This is a genomic window from Cognatundibacterium squillarum, from assembly GCF_014652435.1.
Classification (GTDB): Bacteria; Pseudomonadota; Gammaproteobacteria; order Burkholderiales; family Burkholderiaceae_D; genus Undibacterium; species Undibacterium squillarum.
This window is the reverse complement of record NZ_BMYU01000004.1, coordinates 238,917-260,310: the sequence shown is the minus strand read 5'-3', so window position 1 is coordinate 260,310 and position 21,394 is coordinate 238,917. Positions and strand designations below refer to the sequence as shown.

The following is a 21,394-nucleotide window of genomic DNA, read 5'->3' as shown; positions in this document are numbered from 1 at the left end:
TACATGCCTGAAGCAATGGTCCGGGTTCAGGATGAACAATCAAAATGCGCTTCAGGTTTATCCGGAACAACGTACGGAACCATGCACCCTGCGGACACGCGAATTCAGGAAAGGCTGTGCAATTTTCGTCATCCGGCAATTTGTGAAGTCCGGACTTTCTGCCGACGACAGCCGGATCGCTGTGCTGAAGTCCGCATTTGGGCCCTGGTGAGCTAAAAAACGTGCTTTTGCGACTCGCTGAAGCGCAGAGCCGGTGATGTTGTCGGGATCCTCCATCGCTTGCTGCTCCCCCGAATTGTCCGCTTGCCTGCTCCAGAACAGGCGACTACCAATCCTGAAAAGTTGATTGATATATTTGTATCTCAAATAAATTCGTTTACAATCCGCACTGCTAATGGTGTTTTGCCTGTCCGGGCAAAAGTAAACGGGAAGCCGGTGCGTAGTCTTTAGACTGCTATTCCGGCACTGCCCCCGCAAAGGTAAAGAAGTTAACACGTTGCAGGATGCCACTGTGTGAAAACATGGGAAGGCGCAACGTGCGGTGATACCGCTTCTGAGTCCTGATACCGGCCTTAGCAATAACGGGCTAATCGCGGAGGGCGATGCATGCGGTGTTCAGATTTCAGAAGTTCTGCCTGATGGCGGAGTTCTGCCTGTTCAGCAAATTCCGGTCACTGCCGGACCTCCATATTTTCCTTCCCTGATTGCCTTTTTAAACCAGACCGCGGGTGTGCGGCCGGGATCGTTCGTTGCGTCTGTCTGATTGCTGATCAGGCGAGGTGCGCGCGCATTCCTGCTGTCCGACTGTGGTTTTTCACGAAGGAATCAGGATGCATATCGAACCCGGTCTTATTGCGCCCGTTAAACTCAGCCTTGCGGCTGCTACTGCGGCGCTGGTCTATCTCCGTGTGTTGCCACGCTGGCTGCGTCAGCCGCGCTTGTGGATACGCACAGCGCTGGCAGCGGTATTTTTTTCGATGTTCATGCAGGCTTTCCACATGCAGGTGGGGCCGTCTGAACTGCATTTCATCGGTGCAATGCCGGTGTATCTGAGCTTTGGTTATCTGCCCGCGATGCTGGGTTTTGGCATCGGCTTATTTTTACAGGCACTGATTTTTGAACCGCAGGATATGGTGCATCTGGCGGTGAATACCCTGAGTCTGGTGATTCCGCTGACGGTGGTGCACTGGCGTTTCGGCAAACAGACAGCGGAACTGAACTGGCAGCGTATTCTGAAGCTGGATGCGGTCTATTACAGCGGTGTCACGCTGATGGTGGCGTTCTGGCTGAGCATGGCTGAGGTGGCAACGCCGTTCAGCGCGTGGCTGCAGTTTGCCGCATCGTATCTGCTGGTTGTCGCTGCTGAGCCTGTCATGACGCTGGCCTTGTTATCGGTGTTTCGCGTATTGCGTCAGCGTCCGCAACTGCCGCGCTGGATGCGTGTTTGTCTGGATGAAGGTCGCTGGTCAGCACGTGTATGAAGCAGTTTGATGAACAGCCGGGCTTGCCCGGTAAGGTCTGGTTTGTCGGTGCCGGTCCGGGTGATCCTGAACTGATTACGGTGAAGGGGCGGGCTTTGCTGGCACGTGCCGGTGCAGTGTTGTTTGCCGGTTCGCTGGTCAGTGAAGCTGTCACGCGCTGGGCACCGGAACATTGCGAGATCCGCGATTCAAAAGATATGACGCTGGAAGAAATGTCGGCATGGCTGCAATTGCAAGCCAGTCGTCATGCCACGGTTGTGCGTTTGCAAACCGGTGATCCGTCTTTATACGGTGCGCTAATTGAGCTGATACAGCCGCTGGATCAGGCGGGTATTGAGATTGCCGTGGTACCGGGCGTTTCATCTGCTATGGCATCTGCCGCTGCCGCAACCGAAAGTCTGACACTGCCGGAAGTCACGCAGACCGTGATTCTGACGCGGGTGGAAGGACGCACCCCGATGCCGGAAGGCGAATCACTGGCGGCACTGGCATCCCATCACACCACACTGTGTATTTTCTTAAGTATTACTTTACTGGGTAAAGTCTGCCGCGAGCTGCGGTCTGCGGGCTGGGCAGAGGATGCACCGATGGTGGTGGTGCAGAAAGCTAGCTGGCCCGGCGAAGAAAAAGTCGTGCGTGGCACGATTTCAACGATACAGGCTTTGTGCCGTGAACAGCAGATTCACAGTCAGGCCATGATTATTGCCAGCCCCACGCTGGGTGCGCGGCACTGGGATCAGCTGATCCGTTCCAAACTTTATGATCCGGCGTTTACGCATCGCTTCCGTAAAGCATCCGTCACCGCAGACCACGGCGGTACAGCAGCCGTCGCAGATCAATCTACCCTCAAGGCAACAGAATGAAAGAATGCATCTTACTGGTGGGACATGGCTCCCGCGAAGTTTCCGGCAATCTGGAAATTGAAGAATTCGCGCATCAGTGGCGCACTAAGCGCCCTGAATGGCAGATCGAAGTCTGTTTCATCGAATTTTCTGATGTGCCTATGGATCTGGGACTGGACCGTGCTGCTGCAAAGGGAGAGCGCGTGTATGTGCTGCCATTGATTCTGAATGCGGCTGGCCATGTGAAAATGGATATTCCGGCTGCTATCGAACAGGCGCGTGCGCGGCATCCTGCCACCGAATTCTTGTACGCACCGCATCTGACGGCTTGCGATCCGATTCTGAATATTCTGAAACGGCATTTGCGCAAAGCGATGAATAAGCTGGATATGCCAGACCCGCGTACCACCGGTGTGATTGTGCTGGGGCGTGGTTCTTCAGATCGTCAGGCGAATGGGGATATGGCAAAAATGGCGCGCTGGCTGATGGAAGAGGGAGATCACGAACTGGTGGATCTGGCCTTTACCGGCATCACGCATCCGCGTATCGAACGCGTGGTGCAGCGTCAGGTTTTGCTAGGCATGACGCAGATCGTGATTCTGCCGTATTACCTGTTCACCGGTACATTAATCGAGCGCATACAGCGTCAGGTGGAACATCTGCGTTTGCAATATCCGCAGATTCGCTTTGCCGCTTCTTCGTATTTTGGTTTTGAAAAAGAAATCACCGAATTGCTGGAGACGCGTGTGCATGATCTGCAGCACGGTGCGCCGCAAGGCATGATGGCTTGTGATGGCTGTAAATTCCGCAGCTTTGCAGCTGAACACGGTATGGGGCCGCATCACCATGGACCGGATGATCATCATCACCATCACGGTCATGAACATACAGATGCACATGCACACCATGCACACCATGCGCATGAACATGAGCACGAGCATCAGCATGTGCATGGCGCAGGCTGCACGCATCACGACCACCATCATCATCACGATGCCCATGATCATCATGGACATTCGCACGCGGTGGCAGAAGCCGTCGTTCGTATGCCGCGCTGAGGTGCACGATGAGTAATGTGTTTACCGAACAGCTGACCGCTGCCGGACGTGCAATCGAACATGATTCATTCGCAATCATTGATCAGGAAGCCGGTGCGCACAGTTATGACGCTGCGCAGTGGGCAGTGGTACGGCGCATGATTCATGCGAATGCGGATTTTGATTTTCAGCATCTGACGGCGTTTCATCCGGATGCCATTCGCAGCGCGATGCACGCCATTCTGAAAGGCGATACGCCTGTCGTGGCAGATGTGGAAATGATTTGTGTCGGCTTGTCTAAACCACGTTTACAGCATTTTGGCCTGAGTACGCATCAGTTTATTTCGGATGAGGATGTGATCCGTGACGCCAAAGCGCAGGATACAACCCGCGCTGTACAGGCGATGCGAAAAGCACACCGGCTTGGTTTGCTGCACGGTGCCATTGTCGGCATCGGTAATGCGCCGACTGCACTGATAGAACTGCTACGACTGATTCGCGAAGAGGGCGTCAGACCCGCACTGGTAGTTGGATTTCCGGTTGGCTTTGTCTCAGCGGCAGAATCTAAAGCACTGATGGAAACGGTAGGCGAAGTGCCGTGGATTGTGATTCAGGGACGCAAAGGCGGTTCCACACTGGTGGTTGCGGCAATTCACGCTTTGCTGGGACTGGCGGAAGCGGAACAGCGTCAATGAAAAGAGAAGCACGCGGCACCCGCACCGGTTTTACCACCGGTGCATGCTCAGCCGCAGCGGCCCGCGCTGCGGCGATGGGTTTGCTGCAGGGGCAGGTTCCGCAGAAGGTGGATTGTCTATTGCCCAACGGGCAGCAAGTCTGTTTTGAGGTCACGGATGCATACGCCGATGGAAAAAAGGCACGCGCTGTGGTGATCAAAGATGCCGGCGATGATCCCGACTGTACCGATAAAGCCAGATTAACTGCGGATCTTGAATGGCTGCCTGACGCACCGGGCAAGGTGGAATTATGCGGTGGCGCCGGCGTCGGTGTTGTGACCATGCCTGGTCTGGGACTGGATGTCGGCGGGCCGGCGATTAACCCTGTACCGCGTAAAAATATTATTGAGAATGTCAGGGCTGTGCTTGCACCCGTGCTGGACGAGTGCGGTGTGCGCGTCACGATTTCTGTACCACAGGGCGAAGAAATGGCAAAGAAAACCCTGAATGCGCGACTTGGCATTCTGGGCGGTATTTCAATACTCGGCACCACGGGTATTGTGCGGCCGTATTCCACTGCGGCTTACCGCGCCAGTGTGGTGCAGGGCGTTCAGGTAGCCGCGACGCTGGGTTTATCCACCGTGGTGCTGACGACCGGTGGCCGTACGGAAAAATTTGTGATGACGGAACTGCCGCATTTGCCAACTGCGAGTTTTGTGCAGATGGGTGATTTTTTGCGTTATGCGATGAGCGCAGCGCAGCGGCACGGCATTCGCCATGTCGTGATCGGCGGCATGATAGGTAAGCTGACCAAGATTGCGCAGGGTGAAGAAATCACCCATGCGGGACGCGCCGAAGTGGATACCGGATTACTGGCGCAACTGGCAGCAGAACTTGGTACGCCAGAGGACGTTTGCGCAGATATCGCAGCAGCAGAAACTGCACGTTATGCAGGTGAACGCATGGATGCACTGGGCATGGGAGCCGCCTTTCATCATCTGTTAGCAAAACGGGTGATATCCACACTGGAAAACCGCTACCCCGGTCAATTCTCTTTACGCGTCATGGTGTGCGACTTTGACGGTAACAAAATAACGGAGGCCGCATCGGCATGAATGATTTAACCAACAGGAAAGCCATTCCACGCTGCCGCATTATCGGTGTGCTGGATGATGGCAAAGCCAGCCTCAGCGAAATCGCGTTACAGCATCTGGCGCAGGCTGATGTGGTCATCGGTGCGGAACGTACGCTGGCATTGTTTGATGATTTGATGTCAGCACAAGCGATCCGGCGTCCGCTGAAAGGCGCGCTGACTGCGGTACCGGAATTTATACGTGTCGCTTTGGCTGATGACATGCGTGTCGTTGTGCTGGCAACCGGCGATCCGCTGATGTATGGCATTGCCGGTTATCTGGCAGCGCATCTGTGTGTTGATGCACTGGAAGTGATACCGAATGTTTCCACGATACAGCTGGCTTGTGCGCGACTGGGAATGCCGTGGCAGGAAATGAAGTTGTGTTCTGTACACAGTCGCGATGCCGGTGAGTGGCAACGCGGCAGTGATGCACGGCATGGCATGTATGGATTACTGCAGCAAATGCGGCAGGCAGCGCGGCTGGCGGTACTGACCAGCCCGCAAAATTCTCCTGATCGTATCGCACGCATGATGCTGGCGGAAGGCATGCAGGATGGTTGGCACATTGCAGTTTGCGAGCACCTGTGTCTGCCGGATGAGCAGGTTTACAGCGAATTGTCCGTCGCTGAAGCAGCGCAGATGCAGTTTGCTGAGCCGAATGTGATGCTGCTGTGGCGCTCGGAACAAAAACAGGAAACGGTGATGTTTGGTTTGCCGGATCTGGCGTATCAGCAAAGACAACCGGAAAAAGGCTTAATCACCAAGCAGGAAGTCCGTGCCGTATCGCTGGCAAGAATGCAGTTACGCACAGACAGTATCGTCTGGGATATCGGTACAGGTTCAGGTTCGGTAGGACTGGAAGCGGCGCGTTTATGCCGGAACGGTCACGTCTATGCAGTTGAAAAGAATGCTGCAGATGTTGAAATCGCGAACGCAAACTGGCGCACTGCAGCTGTGTCCAATTACAGTTTAATCCACAGCAAAGCACCGGAAGGGCTTAGCGACTGGCCATCACCGGATGCGGTGTTCATTGGTGGTTCCGGCGGCGAGCTAGCGCAGCTGATCCATCTCTGCCTGGAGAAACTGCGGCCGGGTGGCAGACTGGTCATGAATTTCGTCACACTGGAAAATCTGGCAGCAGCAACCGGCGTTTTAAGCGAATCGGGTTGCGAATGGGATGTGCTGATGTTACAGGCTTCACGCTCTAAACCCATACTCGATATGCACAGAATGGCGGCGGAAAATCCGGTGTGGCTGGTTTGTGCAGCAAAGGAGGCATGATGCAGCACGGACGCCTGATTGCAGTATCGATGGGGCCCGGAGATCCGGGTTTGATTACCCGTCATGCCTGGGAACAGTTATCTCGTCAGGATACGATCTGGACCTATCCTGTACGGAGTTTAAAAAAAGACAGTTATGCACTGTTGATTGCGCAGCGTGCAGGTTTGCAAATGCCGGATCAGCATCAGGCTTTGCTGTTTCCGATGACGCATGACACGGAAATTCTGGCGAAACACTGGCTGCGTGCCGCGCAACAGGTGCAGCAAATGCTGGAAAGCGGCCGCGATGTCCTGTTTCTGGTGGAAGGCGATGCCTCAACCTATGCCAGTTATATCTATCTGGGACGTACACTGAACGCGATTGCACCGCATCTGCAAACGCAAGTCATCGCCGGTGTGAATGCATTCAATGCAGCGTGTGCAACCCTGCAAATCCCTTTGTCAGAGCAGGATGACACGATTGCGATTGTTCCTGCTGCTTATGGCACCAGCGCAATTGCGCGCATGCTGCGCGACTTCGACACACTGGTGCTGATGAAAGTAAAGCCGCTGCTGGACGATATTCTGAATCTGCTGGAAGCGCATGATATTGCACAGTACGCGCGATTTATCGAAAAAGCCGGTGCGCCGGAAGAGCGTATCGTCCACGATGTGCTGTCGCTGCGCGGCGAAAAAGTCAATTATTTATCCCTCATGATCGTCCGCAACCCGCACCGGCAGCGTGGTGAAATGGTACGCGGCTGTAAAAAGAAAACGCAGGAGCCTGTACTTGAAAACTGAACATTTACCGCAGTCGCAGCAAGCCAGAGTTGTTTTGGTAGGCATTACAAAACACGGCGTACAACAACTGACTGCCATCGCACCGGAATTGCCGGACGCACGGATTCTGGTCAGCGATAAATTCGCGGCACAGGTGCAGGCATTTTCTGAACGCAGCATAGTGTACAGCGGTGCTTTGCGCGATCAGATGCAGGCTTTATTTACAGATTTTGATCAGATTATTTTCTTTGTTTCGCTGGGAGCCGTCGTACGCCTGATCGCGCCTTTACTGCGCAGCAAGGATGAAGACCCAGGCATTATTGTGGTGGATGATGCGGGTCAGTTCGTGATTCCGGTATTGTCCGGTCATGTTGGCGGTGCGAATGCATGGGCAGAACATCTGGCGCATCTGATGGGGGCGCAGGCTGTACTGACAACTGCATCGGATGTCGGAAAAACGATTCCTGTGGATATTCTCGGTCGTGAACTGGGCTGGGAAGTTATCGCGCCGAAAATTCATATTACCCGTGTATCTGCAGATGTAGTGAATGGCGAACTGATCGCAGTGGTGCAGGATGCAGGCAGCCCTGACTGGTGGAAACGTCCGAACCCATTGCCGGAAAATATTCATCGTTTCAGCGATTTCAACGCTGTGGATTTGCAGAAATACCGATCCGTACTGTGGATTACCCGTCAGGATATCCCCGCACAAATGTGGGAAACCCTGCGTGACCGTCTGGTGGTCTATCGTCCGCCTGAGGGGCAGAGATGAAATTTCTCAGTGTGGGGATTGGTTGTGATCGTGATGTTTCTGAGGAAACCCTGTTCACAGGACTGAATCTGGCGCTGATGCAGTGCGGTGCTGCATTGCCTCAGATTCGTCATATTGCCAGTATTGATAAGAAGTCGGATGAGACCGCGATTCTGCATCTGGTGCAACGCCTGAAGGTGCCTTTTATTGTTTATCCGGCGCAGGAACTGGCAAAAGTACCGGTACGGCAGCCATCCGCGACAGTGTTGAAATTTATGGGTACGCCTTCGGTATCAGAAGCAGCAGCTTTACTAACAGCAGGTTTTCAGCATGGCAGCAGCGCACCGGCACTGCTCGTAGAGAAACTGAAATTCTGTGGCGAGGATGGTAAGAACGTCACGATTTCGATAGCGGAAGATCAAACAGATGAGTGAAACAATATCAAGGTTAACAAACACCGGCGGTCGTGGAAAGATTTCGCTGGTCGGTATCGGGCCGGGTAATCAGGCACACATGACACGGCGTGCAAGAGAAGTCATTGCTGAGGCAGACAGTGTGATTGGTTATGTAACCTATATCAAACTGGTAGCGGAGCTGATTGAGGGCAAGGAAATTGTCCGTAAATCCATGACCGAAGAACTGGATCGTGCAATTCATGCGCTGGAACTGGCACAACAGGGGAAAAAAGTTGCATTGATTTCTTCCGGTGATGCAGGCGTGTACGGGATGGCAGGGCCGACCTTTGAGGTGTTATTTCAGGCTGGCTGGACACCGGACAGTGATATTGAACTGGAGATCGTGCCCGGTGCAACGGCACTGAATACCTGTGCATCGCTGGTGGGCGCGCCGCTGACGCATGATTTCTGCTCGATTTCTTTATCAGATTTATTAACACCGTGGCCAGTGATTGCGCGTCGTTTGCATGCGGCGGCCAGCGCAGATTTTGTGTGTGGTTTGTATAACCCTAAGAGCGGACGCCGCACTCAGCAAATTCTGGAAGCACAGGCAATTTTTCTGCATTACCGCGCACCGGAAACACCGGTCGCGATTGTCAAATCCGCTTACCGCCCTAAACAGCGGATTGAAATGACCACGCTGGCAGCGATGGCGGAATGCGATATCGGTATGCTGAGCACGGTTTTGATTGGTAACAGTAATACTTTTGTGCGTCATGGACTGATGGTGACACCACGCGGCTATGCGAATAAGTATGCGATGGAAGACGGTTCTACCATAGATGGTGAAAAAGCTGGCCGCTCACTGAGTACCGGATTAAACGGCTGGGTAGCGCAGGTACAAGCGCAGTTTGCAGCAGGCGCAAGCTGTTCTGATCTCGCTGCCGAATATGGTTTGCCGCTCAGCTATCTGAAAAGAGTGCAGGAGATGCCTGTGCCGGAATTATCTGAAGCGGCGGCGGATGACTCCGCTGCAAATAGTGCGGAATAAGGAATGCAGCGATGAGTGATGAAAAAAGCGAATTGAGCGCGGAAGTTGTGAAACCGAAGATCGGCAGTTATCGCCGGCATTTACTGGTTTGTACCGGTACGCGTTGCACACAGGATGGTGAGTCGCAGCAATTATTTGATAGTCTCGGAGAAAAATTTAAAGCGGCTGGACTGAACGAGGGCGAATTACGGGTCAAGCGCAGCCGCGTCAGTTGCTTTGCGGCATGCAAGGGCGGACCGGTGATGTGTGTGCAACCGGATGGCATCTGGTACTACAACGTGACTGACAGCAATATGGATAAAATTATTGACCAGCATTTGTGTAATGGCGAACCGGTTGAAGAGTTGATTTTCCACCGGGGACCTGCGCTGTGAGTCACTGAATCCGGTGTTGCCTTCCGGGTAGTTGTGTTCACCCGGGGTGGTGCGAATGTGCCGTTTTACTGCTACATTTTACATTTTGCAAACATCGGAGATCAGCAATGTACGGTGCAGGGCAAGGTAATCAGTTACGCAGTTTGTTTTTCGGCTTATGTTTATTCACGGGGAGTCTGTCTGTTTCTGCGCAGGAAGTAGCGGAGCAACAGCAAACCCCTGCGATGCGGGACTTGTATCATTTGTCATCGCTGCAAATGGCTGGTCGCAAGACGGGCAGCGCCGGCAGTGAACTGGCGCGTCAGTATCTGATCTCGCGTTTAAGCGAGGCTGGCTGGAAACCTTGCGGTGAACAGTGGGAACAGCGATTTCAGTTTCAGGCGAATGGTCAGCAACTGACCGGAACCAATGTGCTGGCGTGTTTGTCACCCTTGCCAGCAGATCAGCAGCTTATTGTGCTCAGTGCGCACTACGATCATCTGGGCGCTCATCATGAAAGAATATTCTTTGGTGCGGATGACAATGCTTCCGGTGTTGCCGCATCGCTGGAAATCGCTGCGCGTCTGAAGCAGACACCTGCACAGCACCCTGTGGTGCTGGCTTTTTTCGATGCAGAAGAAATGGGTTTGCGTGGCTCACATATGTTTGTGAAAGATAACCCCGAACTGATACGTCAGACTGCACTGAATATCAATCTGGATATGGTAGGGCGTGCAGATAAAGATGAGTTATATGTAGCGGGTACTCACCATACGCAGGCTTTGAAAGACGTTGTGCAGGCAATTCCTGCCAATCCTGCATTGCGTCTGATCGCGGGGCATGATTTGCCGGGAACCGGACAGGATGACTGGACCAGCCAGTCTGATCATTTCGCGTTTCATCGTGCCGGTATTCCTTTCCTGTACTTCGGTGTGGAAGATCATGCGGATTACCACCAGCCGGGAGATGTCGCGGAGAAAATCCAGCCCGCACGTTTTATGGCAGTGATTAATCTGATCGAGCAGGCTTTACGTCAGGCTGACCAGCGTCTGAGCAGTTTGCCGGTACGTCAGTCACCGGTCGCTGCTGCTGGGAGTGCTGCTGCAACACATTAGTCAGACAAGCTGAACAAGAATTTTGTGAAAAAGAATAGATATTTCAGAATGATTTTGCAGCCGGAGTTACCTGCACGCAGTGCTTTGCATTCAGTATTAGAAATTCCGGCCTAATTACGACAATTCTGCGACAAATTCCGCGAATTTCAGGGAAGTCCGGCGGATAACTCAGTCTATAATGCCCGCAACCGAAAAGCGGGCTTTTTATTGATTTTTTGATATTCCATTTTCATGAACACTCTTATCTGGTTTGTCATTCTTTACTGGGTTATCTCGGTAGGCATCGGCCTATACGCGGCGCGTTACGTCAATAACTCCAAAGACTTTGCCGTTGCAGGCCGTTCCCTGCCTATGTATGTCGTGACAGCCACGGTGTTTGCGACCTGGTTCGGATCAGAAGCAGTGCTTGGTATTTCTTCCACTTTCGTCAAAGAAGGCTTGCGCGGCGTGGTGGCAGATCCTTTCGGCTCATCGTTGTGCCTGGTGCTGGTCGGTTTGTTTTTTGCACGTCCGCTGTACCGCATGAATCTGCTGACTATCGGTGACTACTTCCGTAACAAATACGGGCGGCTGGTGGAAGTGCTGGTCACAATTTGTATTGTGATTTCTTATCTTGGCTGGGTAGCTGCGCAGATTAAGGCGCTGGGACTGGTGTTTAACGTTGTTTCCGGTGGCTACATCACAATGAACGTCGGCATGATTATCGGTGCTGCCAGTGTGCTCGTCTATACGCTGATGGGCGGTATGTGGTCGGTAGCGATTACTGACTTCCTGCAGATGATCATCATTGTCGTCGGTATGTTCTATATCGGCTGGGAAGTGTCCGGCATGGTTGGTGGTGCGGGTATGGTGATCGAACATGCAGCGAATGCCGGTAAGTTTGAGTTCTGGCCGAAGCCCGAGGCGAGGGAAATGATCTGGTTCTTTGCCGCGTGGATTACCATGATGCTGGGCTCGATTCCGCAGCAGGACGTTTTCCAGCGTGTGGCGTCGTCTGCCAACGAAAAGATTGCCGGTCGTGCATCGGTACTGGGCGGTTTGCTGTACTTCGGCTTTGCATTTATCCCGATGTTTCTGGCGTATTCTGCGACGCTGATTGATCCGGCCATGGTCGCTGAATTGCTGGATAAAGATTCTCAGCTGATTCTGCCGACGCTGATTATGACCAAAGTCCCGATGCTGGCGCAGGTCATGTTCTTCGGTGCTTTGCTGTCTGCGATCAAAAGCTGCGCCAGTGCAACCCTGCTCGCGCCATCGGTCACCTTTACTGAAAATATCCTGAAACCCTTCTTTCCTAAGCAAAGTGATAAGCAGTTTCTGTTCATGATGCGGGTTGTGGTGCTTGTATTTACGGCAGTTGTAACCATGTTTGCCATGAACACCGAATCCAGTATCTACAAAATGGTCGAGAACGCGTACAAGGTCACACTGGTGGCGGCATTCGTACCACTGGCTTTTGGCCTGTACTGGAAGCGGGCAACTGCGCAGGGCGGTATTGTGTCGATAGCCTGCGGTGTTGCGGTGTGGATAGGTTTTGAGTTGCTGGCACCGGAAGGTTTCTGGCCGCCGCAACTGGCTGGTTTGCTGGCAAGTATCAGCGGCATGGTGCTGGGTTCGCTGCTGCCACAATGGGTCAGTCATCAGGCAAAGGTCTGATGAAGGTCTGACCGGTAGCAGAGTGCCCAATTTTTCAGCCAAAACCTTTATAATTCAGGGTTTTATCAGTTTTTCAGAGCAAGAGTATGCCAATTTACGCTTATCGTTGTGAAGAATGTGGCTTCGCCAAAGATGTATTGCAGAAAATTTCTGATGCGCCGCTGACAGATTGCCCGGAATGCGGGAAGTCTGCATTCCGCAAACAGATCACGGCCGCAGGTTTCCAGCTCAAGGGTAATGGCTGGTATGTCACGGATTTCCGTGGCGGTTCCGGCGGTACCTCTGCAACCGGCGGCGCGACGGCGACTGCCAGTGCGCCTGCTGAACCTGCTTGCGGTGCTCCGGCCTGTGCTGCAGGCGGCTGTGCAACCGACACCAGCGCCTGATCATCATCAGGCAATAACAACAACTGAAGTCAGTCTGACGAAGAAAGCCCGACTATGCTGCGTAAATATTTTCTGACCGGTTTGCTGATTCTGGTGCCGCTGGCCATTACCTTCTGGGTGTTGCATGCCGTTATCAGTACGCTGGATCAGTCTTTGTTGTTATTGCCGGAACAATGGCGTCCGAAAGCCCTGTTCGGTCATGATATTCCCGGTTTCGGTGTTGTACTGACCCTGCTGATCGTTCTGATTACAGGTTTGCTGGCACGTAACTTCATCGGTAACTACGTCGTGCGCGTCTGGGAAGGTTTGCTGAACCGCATTCCTATCGTGAACTCGATTTATTCCAGTGTGAAACAAGTGTCTGACACCTTGTTCTCTTCCTCAGGAAATGCGTTCCGCAAAGCCGTACTGATTGAATATCCCCGCAAGGGTTCCTGGACCATCGGTTTTCTGACCGGTGTACCAGGCGGCGATGTGGTCAATCATTTGCAGGGCGATTATGTCAGTGTGTATGTACCAACTACGCCGAATCCGACATCCGGTTTCTTCCTGATGGTGCCGAAAGCAGACGCGATTGAACTGGATATGAGTGTGGATGCTGCACTCAAATACATCGTTTCCATGGGCGTGGTGGCTCCCGAGCAATTACCACCAAAAAAATAAACGCAGATGGCAGCCCTTGCTGCCGTGTGCAAAGTGATTAATTTTTCCTACGACAGGTAACAGATATGTCCATGCGTACCCAATATTGTGGTCTGACAACAGAAGAATTCCTCGGTCAGACAGTCAGCCTGTGTGGCTGGGTTCATCGTCGCCGTGACCACGGTGGTGTGATTTTTATCGATCTGCGTGACCGCGAAGGTCTGGTACAGGTCGTGTGCGATCCTGACCGTGCAGACGTGTTTGCCGCTGCAGAATCCGTACGTAATGAATACTGCCTGCGTATCACCGGTGTGGTACGTACACGTCCTGAAGGTACAACAAACGCCAATCTGAAATCCGGCAAAATTGAAGTGCTGGCGCATCATGTTGAAGTGCTGAATGCATCCGTAACGCCACCGTTCCAGCTGGATGACGATAATCTGTCTGAAACCACCCGTCTGACACACCGTGTACTGGATCTGCGTCGCCCGCAAATGCAGCGTAACCTGCGTCTGCGTTATCAGGTGGCAATGGAAGTCCGTAAATTCCTGGATTCCAACGGCTTTATCGACATCGAAACACCGATGCTGACCAAATCCACTCCGGAAGGCGCACGTGACTATCTGGTGCCATCCCGTGTGAATGCCGGCGAATTCTTCGCGCTGCCACAATCGCCTCAGCTGTTCAAACAATTGCTGATGGTGGCAAACTTTGACCGTTACTACCAGATCACCAAATGCTTCCGCGACGAAGATCTGCGCGCAGACCGTCAGCCTGAATTCACCCAGATCGATTGCGAAACATCGTTCATGGGCGAACAGGAAATCCGTGACATGTTTGAAGGCATGATCCGCCTGGTCTTCAAAAACGTGCTGGACATCGATCTGCCAAACCCGTTCCCTGTAATGGAATTTGCAGAAGCCATGGGTCTGTACGGTTCCGACAAACCGGACATGCGCGTGAAACTGAAGTTCACTGAACTGACTGACGTGATGAAAGACGTTGAGTTCAAAGTGTTCTCCGGTGCTGCCAACATGGCAAACGGCCGCGTTGTGGGTCTGCTGGTACCGGGCGGTGCCGCAATGCCACGTTCCGAAATCGATGCATACACCCAGTTCGTTGGTATTTACGGCGCGAAAGGTCTGGCATACATCAAAGTGAACGAAATCGCAAAAGGCCGCGATGGTCTGCAATCGCCTATCGTGAAAAACATCCACGATGCCGCGCTGACAGAAATCCTGGCACGTACCGGCGCTAAAGACGGCGACCTGATTTTCTTCGGTGCGGACAAAGCAAAAGTCGTTAACGATGCAATCGGCGCGCTGCGTGTGAAAATCGGCCACAGTGAATTCGGTAAATCGAATGGTCTGTTCGAAGACACATGGAAGCCGCTGTGGGTTATCGACTTCCCGATGTTTGAATACGATGATGAAAACGATCGCTGGACAGCGACGCACCATCCGTTCACATCGCCAAAAGACGGCCACGAAGATTACATGGCAACCGATCCGGGCAAATGTATCGCTAAAGCCTACGATATGGTGCTGAACGGCTGGGAACTGGGCGGTGGTTCTGTCCGTATCCACCGTGCAGACGTACAGGCAAAAGTGTTCGACGCACTGAAAATCGACGCAGACGAACAGCGTCTGAAATTCGGTTTCCTGCTGGACGCACTGCAATACGGCGCGCCTCCGCACGGTGGTCTGGCTTTCGGTCTGGACCGTATCGTGACGATGATGACCGGTGCAGAATCGATCCGTGACGTGATCGCTTTCCCGAAAACCCAGCGTGCACAGTGTCTGCTGACACACGCACCGTCGGTCGTCGATGAAAAACAATTGCGCGAACTGCACATCCGTTTGCGCGCGACTGAGCCAGCGATCAAAGGTTGATGCCAAGTCAGACCGGTTCGGGCCGGTCAGTAAGCAAAAAAGCGCGGACTGGTTCCGCGCTTTTTTGTTTTTGATTTGCAACACGACATATACAACTGTGCACGGTTTCTCATGAAATAACTGAAATAAATCACAAATTACACATTGAAATATATTTAATATTTTGAGGCTAATTGTTTTTGCATAAATTGCATACCTTCGGTGTTGAAGCACTTCGCTTCGGATATCTATTGAAAGGGTAAATATGAATGCAATGATGCAGGAACTGAATGTTCAGGAAGTGGAACAAGTGAATGGCGGTATTATTTGGTTTGTCGTCGGAGCAGCCTTGTTGCTGTCCGGATGTTCGCGAGGTACACCGGCTCCGCGCGATACCGTAGAGTCCTACTGCAAACAAAATCCTGATGATAAGGACGTATGTAAGTAATACACCTGATGCAATTTCATGCCGGTAGTGTCGACAGCTGCCGGCAGATTTATCTGAAGCCTGTTTTTTGTATGACAAAAAAAATTCGCTGGTTGCTGCTTGCGTTCCCGATGATGCTGGCACTGATGATTGTCCTGTCGCTGTACTTCGCTCCGTTGTATGTGTTTAAAACGATGCATGATTACGGGTTGCGTGGATTGTCGTCTTTCTGGAGTGTTGGTGAAAACAGCCGGGCAGAAGCGAAATTCGGTTATCCGTTATCCGCCGAAGTTATGGCAGAGTTCAGTACATCTTTGATCGACCGGAAAAATACCATATATCCGTTTTCCTCTGCTTCAACCCGGGATATTGATATTCGTGTTAACGACAGATACCGGAATTGTCACGACTTTATTATTAAAGATGCGGGTCTCGCTTTACCGTTAAAGGAGGCACAACTCTTTAATGGTGAGCAATGTTTATATGAAGTATCGCTCATCTCGTCAGACAGGCAGCGGCAGTACTTCAGCGTTTTACTGGAGGACCCGCGTTATCTGAAACCATCCCGCTTATTATTGATACGCAGGGAAGGTCGCGACGTCCGTATCGTTGCGCAACGTGAAGCCTGGATCGGACAGCATTTCTTCACCGCAGATGGACAGCTCTGGTACAGCCGGGATGAGGATAGAAATTCATACGCCCCCGATCCCTGTCTGTTATGGAAAGTCGTTTCCCCCAGTGATGAATGCGTGCTGTGGGCACATGCGCTGAATACCTTGCCTGCTTACGAAAATTTCATCTTTTATGCCGGCAGTACCCCTGGGCATGTATGGTTAACGATTGCGGGGAAGAAAACCAATCGTTTATATGCCGGGGAAAAAGTTGACGCGAAAAATCACAAGGAAAATGAATGGCGGTTCAGAGACACCGGTATTCGCGGTATTGCCAGTGCTGAATCGCTGGATAAAGATTTGTTTTACGGACAGGTGCAAAATCCGGAAGACGTACCACGCTCGGTCAAAGATCCTTCCAGTCTGTGGCGCATTTCCGAAGATGGTTCCAAAGAACAAATACTGTTACTGACAGAACAAAGCAAGCGCTGGACTGCCCGCAACGGCGTATTGCAGCTTAGCTTACAAGCGATGCCCGGTTTTCCGGCAAAACTGATGCGCTGGGGTCATGGCGGCTGGAAAGAAATGGCACTGACACCGGCGCAGAAAGCATCGACTTTTGTGGGTTTTGGCAATCATCCTGACATGGTCTCTTACTATGACGCCATGGCACAACGCATTATTGCTATGCCTGATGAACATGGCTGGCGCGAGCAGATACTGACAAAACATCCTGCAGGAACCCGGTCACAAATAATTAAAGCGGTGTCCGCGGATGGTAATTTGCTTGATTGTCTGGTGCTGGACCGCAGTTTAGATAAGAAACCAGTGGCAACGCTGGTCGAGATCTACGGTGCGTACGGCAATCCGAATCTGCCGTTTCCTGGTGAGCAAACCAGTGCTTTGTTGCAAGCGAATGTCAGGCTGGTTTATCCGCAAACCCGTGGCGGCAGCGGTGGTGGCGTGAAGTGGGCACATGCTGGTCGTGGTGCTGGAAAGGCGCGCATTGTTGAAGATGCTGAGGCCTGTATGCAGGAAGTTGTCCGTCAGGGTATGGCGGAACCGGGAAAGATCATCAGTCGCGGCGGGAGCGCGGGAGCGATACCTGCTTACTGGCTGCTGCAGCGGAATCCGGATATGGTTGCGGGCGCGATACTGGAAAGACCTTATCTGGCGATGCAAATGCAGCGCGGAATCATTAATGAAGTGGAATTCGGGTCTTTGGCGCAGCAAGCCAGTCGCAAGGTAATTGATGAGCTGAATCCGTATTCCAGCATGCTGGCCGGCCAGTTGCAGCATGGCAAGGTACTGTTTTTATGTGGTGGTGAGGATATCAATACACCGGACTGGCATTGCCGTGCGTCACAAACTGCATTGCGTTTGCGCGGACACCGGCAAAGCTGGATGTATATTGCAGAGCACAGTGACCATCATGGCTTGCCGCCTTTGCATCCCGAAACGCAGACGGAATTACGCTTGCTGGTGAATTTTGTGCTGAAGGCCGGGGAGCGGTAAATCCGGAAATCAGCAGAAATACCGTCAAGTCAGCATCTGAACCAGCGAACGACTTAGGTGCTTGTTTTCCTGTTACAAATTTTACAAAAAAGCCATCATCATGCAGTATGCATCGGTTACATTGACTGGTTTTAATCCGGAGGCCAGTAATGACAACAATGCGTTCTGTGCTGGTGCCTGTGGCCATTTTGTTGATGGCCGGGGCGCTCAGTGCCTGTAATGAAAAGAAAACCGAGCTCGGACAGGGTTCATCGGAAGTAACCGGTTCTGCAGGTCCGGCCGGTGCGAACGGCGCGAATAAAGCGCTGGTGAAATGTACAGCGCCGGTGGCGACCATGGCGCTGGTTGAAAATCCGAACGGTTACGTGCTGCAAAGTTCGTATAACCTGCCGACCTCGCCAGTGCCGCTGATCCGTTTGCTGGCCCAGCAAAGCGGATGCTTCCGCGTAGTGGATCGTGCATCCGGTCTGAAGGCGGTGGTGCAGGAACAAAGCCTGAAAGATCAGGGCATCATTCGTCAGAATTCCACTGTCCACAAAGGCAAGGGTTACGAAGCGCAATACACCATGACGCCGGGGCTGACTTTCTCTGAAACGCAGGCCGGTGGCGGCATCGGCGCGATTATGGGCATGATCCCTTTCCTGAAGAATTTCACTGCCTTTGCAGAAAAAGTCAGCTTTAAAGAAGCGCAGGTTTCGCTGCTGCTGACCGACAATGAAACCACTGAGCAAATCGCGGCAGCTACCGGTTCTGCCAAATCCACGGATCTGGGTGTCGGTGGCCTGAGCTTCGGCGCCGGTGGTGGTGGTCTGGGTGCTGGCTGGAGCAATACCAACGAAGCCAAAGTGATCGTGGCCGCCTTCCTTGATGCGCATAACAAGCTGGTCAGTCAGGTGCAGATGCTGCAATCGAAAGAGTTGCCGCCTGCAGTGCCGGTAAAAGGGCAAAAACCCTGATTTTTGCGGACTTTGGCACAGGATTTCCCGGACGTCCGCAGAAACAGTGGGCCTCCGGAAAAGCCTGTGACGATAACTGCATAATGACAAGGCGCTGAGACATGCTGGTACAGCCCGCCAGACCGTGAAATAATCGGCTTTTTTTCACCGGTATTTGCCATGTCTGATCAGCCCGAACTGAAGGCTTTCTGGTCACGTTTTCCCGATTTACTGCATCAGCCGCGCTGGCAGCAATTGCAGGCGCAGATTCGTCTGATGCAGGTGCCTGCCGGTGCCAGCCTGTTTCACACCGGCGATCTTTGCCAGCATTATGTGGTGGTACTGAATGGCTCGGTGGCAGTGCGCCGTTTCGCTGAGAATGGGCGTGAAATTGTGCTGTACCGCGTCGGTGAAGGCCAGACCTGCGCACTGACCACATCCTGCCTGCTGGCGGCTGATCCTTATCCGGCCGAAGGTGTCGCAGAAACGGCTTTGTCGCTGATGCTGGTGCCGTCTGCAATTTTCAGTGAATTGCTGGGGCTGAGTGCAGTGTTCCGGCAGTTCGTGTTTCAGGCGTTTGGCGAGCGGCTCAGTGAGCTTATTCTGCTGGTGGAGTCGGTAGCGCTGCGCAGGCTGGATATCCGCCTGGCAGAACGTTTGCTGCAGCTGGCAGGGGAGGGGCAGACTGAAATCCGTAAAACTCATCAGGAACTGGCGGCTGAGCTGGGCACCGCGCGCGAAGTGATTTCCCGTTATCTGAAAGAGTTTGAACGCAAAGGCTGGCTGCAAACGCAGCGCGGCAACCTGCATTTGCTTGATCCTGATCAGATGCAGCGATTCCTGCAACAGTCTGCGTGACTTAGTCACTGAGCTGCTGATTTCTCTGTGCTGAAATGTGGTCATCTACATTTTTTCGGGAGAATCGTATGCAGGCAAATGTCGGTGGTGCAGATCGTCTGGTGCGTATTATTGCCGGCCTGATCTTGCTGAGTCTGGTCTGGCTGGTGCCGACCAACTGGGGCTGGCTGGGTATCGTTCCGCTGATGACTGGCCTGATTCGCTGGTGTCCGGCATATCTGCCGTTTGGTCTGAACAGCTGTAAGCGTTAAGTTATTTCACTCTGTTGTCAGCCGCCGCGAGGTGGTCCGTGCGTTACATTGGAGCCGGTTCTATAATAGGAGCTGGCTTTTTTTTCTGGATCACGGATGACTCAATACAAAATTCCGGAATCGGTGCTGGTGGTGATTTATACCCCGGCGATGGATGTGCTGGTGATGGAGCGCACGGATAAACCGGATTTCTGGCAGTCGGTGACAGGTTCACGCGATACGCCGGACGAGCCCTTGCTGGAGACAGCAATACGGGAAGTGGCGGAAGAAACCGGCATTGATGCAGGCTGTGGCGTAATCACAGACTGGCAGATACGCAATGTCTATGAAATTTATCCGGTCTGGCGTCATCGTTATGCACCGGGTGTGACGCAAAACACCGAGCATGTATTTGGACTGTGTGTCCCGGAAGGAACCGCAGTCACGCTGGCACCGCGTGAACACCTGCGCTACCGCTGGCTGCCCTGGCGTGAAGCGGCTGATTTGTGCTTTTCGCCGTCGAATACCGAAGCGATTCTGTTGTTGCCCCGTTATCACCAGCCGGAAATCATGAGCGCCTTATGAGCATACTGCGCATCGCCAGTTACAACATTCATAAAGGTGTCAGCGCCTTCGGGCGTCAGGCACGTATCCATCATCTGAAGCAGGCTATTGCCGGACTGGATGCCGATATTCTGTTTTTACAGGAAGTGCAGGGCAGGCACGATGTGCATGCGCAACGCCATGCAGGGTGGCCGGATGCAGGGCAGCATGAATTTCTGGCGGGCGACAGTCATCATCATGTGTACGGCAAAAATGCGGTGTATCAGCACGGGCACCACGGCAACGCGCTACTCAGCCGCTACCCGATTTTTTCCTCAGCAAACCACGATGTTTCCGATCACAGGCTGGAGCAGCGTGGCATTTTGCATGCAAGGGTTGGCATCGGTGACATCGCTGTGCATTGCTTTGTGATTCACCTGGGTTTGTTTGCCGCCAGTCGCCGCCGCCAGATTCAGGCGCTGATCGATACCGTGCGGCGCGATACACCGGACAATGAGCCCGTCATCATTGCCGGTGATTTTAATGACTGGAATCAGCAACTGAGCCAGACCCTGTATCAGGAACTGGGTGTGGTGGAAGCATTTGATGCGGTATGCGAGCACGGGCAGACTTCAGCTTTACTGCCGCTTGCACGTCATTTGCGTAAGCAGACACCGGTGCATGCACGTACCTTTCCGGCAGGTTTCCCGTGGCTGTGTCTGGATCGTGTTTACACCCGTGGCTTTCGTATCAGCGAGGCGACGGTATTACAGGGGGCGCCGTGGCGGCAGTTATCTGACCATGCACCGATCATGGTGCAGCTGGATTTCGCAGAATCGCGCTGATC

23 protein-coding genes and 1 riboswitch are annotated in these 21,394 nt (G+C 52.9%); all 23 genes read left to right on the top strand.

Annotated features, from left to right (window positions below):
• Positions 1-377 precede the first annotated feature (377 nt).
• Positions 378-589: riboswitch (cobalamin riboswitch) on the top strand.
• Positions 590-830: 241 nt separating this feature from the next.
• The 23 genes from IE092_RS10235 (at position 831) to IE092_RS10125 (ending at position 21,392) form a co-directional block, all read left to right on the top strand.
• Positions 831-1,481: an energy-coupling factor ABC transporter permease gene (locus IE092_RS10235; RefSeq protein WP_189357070.1), complete on the top strand. Its 651-nt coding sequence runs from the start codon at positions 831-833 to the stop codon at positions 1,479-1,481.
• A complete protein-coding gene (gene cobM, locus IE092_RS10230) occupies positions 1,478-2,344 on the top strand; it encodes a precorrin-4 C(11)-methyltransferase (protein ID WP_189357069.1) in 867 nt (288 codons plus the stop codon). The genes IE092_RS10235 and cobM overlap by 4 nt, the downstream gene beginning before the upstream one ends.
• Positions 2,341-3,381: a sirohydrochlorin chelatase gene (locus IE092_RS10225; protein WP_189357068.1), complete on the top strand. Its 1,041-nt coding sequence runs from the start codon at positions 2,341-2,343 to the stop codon at positions 3,379-3,381. Before cobM ends, IE092_RS10225 begins: the two co-directional genes overlap by 4 nt.
• A gap of 8 nt (positions 3,382-3,389) precedes the next feature.
• Positions 3,390-4,055: a precorrin-8X methylmutase gene (locus IE092_RS10220; protein ID WP_189357067.1), complete on the top strand. Its 666-nt coding sequence runs from the start codon at positions 3,390-3,392 to the stop codon at positions 4,053-4,055.
• Positions 4,052-5,149, top strand: coding sequence for a cobalt-precorrin-5B (C(1))-methyltransferase (locus tag IE092_RS10215; protein ID WP_189357066.1), 1,098 nt, complete (start codon positions 4,052-4,054; stop codon positions 5,147-5,149). Before IE092_RS10220 ends, IE092_RS10215 begins: the two co-directional genes overlap by 4 nt.
• Positions 5,146-6,450 (top strand): precorrin-6y C5,15-methyltransferase (decarboxylating) subunit CbiE, encoded by a 1,305-nt coding sequence (gene cbiE / locus IE092_RS10210; RefSeq protein ID WP_189357065.1) that lies wholly within the window; start codon positions 5,146-5,148, stop codon positions 6,448-6,450. Before IE092_RS10215 ends, cbiE begins: the two co-directional genes overlap by 4 nt.
• A complete protein-coding gene (cobI, locus tag IE092_RS10205; RefSeq protein WP_189357064.1) occupies positions 6,447-7,229 on the top strand; it encodes a precorrin-2 C(20)-methyltransferase in 783 nt (260 codons plus the stop codon). Before cbiE ends, cobI begins: the two co-directional genes overlap by 4 nt.
• A complete protein-coding gene (locus IE092_RS10200) occupies positions 7,219-7,980 on the top strand; it encodes a cobalamin biosynthesis central domain-containing protein (RefSeq protein WP_189357063.1) in 762 nt (253 codons plus the stop codon). Before cobI ends, IE092_RS10200 begins: the two co-directional genes overlap by 11 nt.
• On the top strand, positions 7,977-8,393 hold the full coding sequence (locus IE092_RS10195) for a cobalamin biosynthesis protein (RefSeq protein ID WP_189357062.1): 417 nt from the start codon (positions 7,977-7,979) through the stop codon (positions 8,391-8,393). Before IE092_RS10200 ends, IE092_RS10195 begins: the two co-directional genes overlap by 4 nt.
• On the top strand, positions 8,386-9,405 hold the full coding sequence (gene cobJ, locus IE092_RS10190) for a precorrin-3B C(17)-methyltransferase (RefSeq protein ID WP_189357061.1): 1,020 nt from the start codon (positions 8,386-8,388) through the stop codon (positions 9,403-9,405). Before IE092_RS10195 ends, cobJ begins: the two co-directional genes overlap by 8 nt.
• An 11-nt stretch (positions 9,406-9,416) precedes the next feature.
• Positions 9,417-9,779: a (2Fe-2S) ferredoxin domain-containing protein gene (locus tag IE092_RS10185; RefSeq protein WP_189357060.1), complete on the top strand. Its 363-nt coding sequence runs from the start codon at positions 9,417-9,419 to the stop codon at positions 9,777-9,779.
• Between the two features lie 107 nt (positions 9,780-9,886).
• The gene (locus IE092_RS10180; RefSeq protein ID WP_189357059.1) at positions 9,887-10,873 is read left to right on the top strand and encodes a M20/M25/M40 family metallo-hydrolase; all 987 of its coding nucleotides are present in this window, start codon (positions 9,887-9,889) and stop codon (positions 10,871-10,873) included.
• A 231-nt stretch (positions 10,874-11,104) separates the two neighbouring features.
• Positions 11,105-12,529, top strand: a complete 1,425-nt coding sequence (locus tag IE092_RS10175) for a high affinity choline transporter 1 (RefSeq protein WP_189357058.1) — start codon at positions 11,105-11,107, stop codon at positions 12,527-12,529.
• 86 nt (positions 12,530-12,615) lie between these two features.
• Positions 12,616-12,915 carry an FmdB family zinc ribbon protein gene (locus IE092_RS10170; protein ID WP_189357057.1) on the top strand — a complete coding sequence of 100 codons (300 nt, stop codon included), beginning with the start codon at positions 12,616-12,618 and terminating at the stop codon, positions 12,913-12,915.
• 57 nt (positions 12,916-12,972) lie between these two features.
• Positions 12,973-13,578 carry a DUF502 domain-containing protein gene (locus IE092_RS10165; RefSeq protein ID WP_189357228.1) on the top strand — a complete coding sequence of 202 codons (606 nt, stop codon included), beginning with the start codon at positions 12,973-12,975 and terminating at the stop codon, positions 13,576-13,578.
• 65 nt (positions 13,579-13,643) lie between these two features.
• The gene (gene aspS / locus IE092_RS10160) at positions 13,644-15,449 is read left to right on the top strand and encodes an aspartate--tRNA ligase (protein WP_189357056.1); all 1,806 of its coding nucleotides are present in this window, start codon (positions 13,644-13,646) and stop codon (positions 15,447-15,449) included.
• A 244-nt stretch (positions 15,450-15,693) separates the two neighbouring features.
• Positions 15,694-15,876: a hypothetical protein gene (locus IE092_RS10155; RefSeq protein ID WP_189357055.1), complete on the top strand. Its 183-nt coding sequence runs from the start codon at positions 15,694-15,696 to the stop codon at positions 15,874-15,876.
• 71 nt (positions 15,877-15,947) lie between these two features.
• A complete protein-coding gene (locus tag IE092_RS10150) occupies positions 15,948-17,981 on the top strand; it encodes an alpha/beta hydrolase family protein (RefSeq protein WP_189357054.1) in 2,034 nt (677 codons plus the stop codon).
• Positions 17,982-18,139: 158 nt separating this feature from the next.
• Entirely contained in the window at positions 18,140-18,937 is a 798-nt protein-coding gene (locus IE092_RS10145) for a CsgG/HfaB family protein (protein WP_189357227.1), read from the top strand.
• Between the two features lie 159 nt (positions 18,938-19,096).
• On the top strand, positions 19,097-19,774 hold the full coding sequence (locus IE092_RS10140) for a Crp/Fnr family transcriptional regulator (protein WP_189357053.1): 678 nt from the start codon (positions 19,097-19,099) through the stop codon (positions 19,772-19,774).
• Positions 19,775-19,842: 68 nt separating this feature from the next.
• The gene (locus IE092_RS10135; protein WP_189357052.1) at positions 19,843-20,025 is read left to right on the top strand and encodes a YgaP family membrane protein; all 183 of its coding nucleotides are present in this window, start codon (positions 19,843-19,845) and stop codon (positions 20,023-20,025) included.
• Between the two features lie 96 nt (positions 20,026-20,121).
• Positions 20,122-20,589 (top strand): dihydroneopterin triphosphate diphosphatase, encoded by a 468-nt coding sequence (gene nudB, locus IE092_RS10130; RefSeq protein ID WP_189357051.1) that lies wholly within the window; start codon positions 20,122-20,124, stop codon positions 20,587-20,589.
• Positions 20,586-21,392 carry an endonuclease/exonuclease/phosphatase family protein gene (locus IE092_RS10125; RefSeq protein WP_189357050.1) on the top strand — a complete coding sequence of 269 codons (807 nt, stop codon included), beginning with the start codon at positions 20,586-20,588 and terminating at the stop codon, positions 21,390-21,392. The genes nudB and IE092_RS10125 overlap by 4 nt, the downstream gene beginning before the upstream one ends.
• Positions 21,393-21,394: the final 2 nt, after the last annotated feature.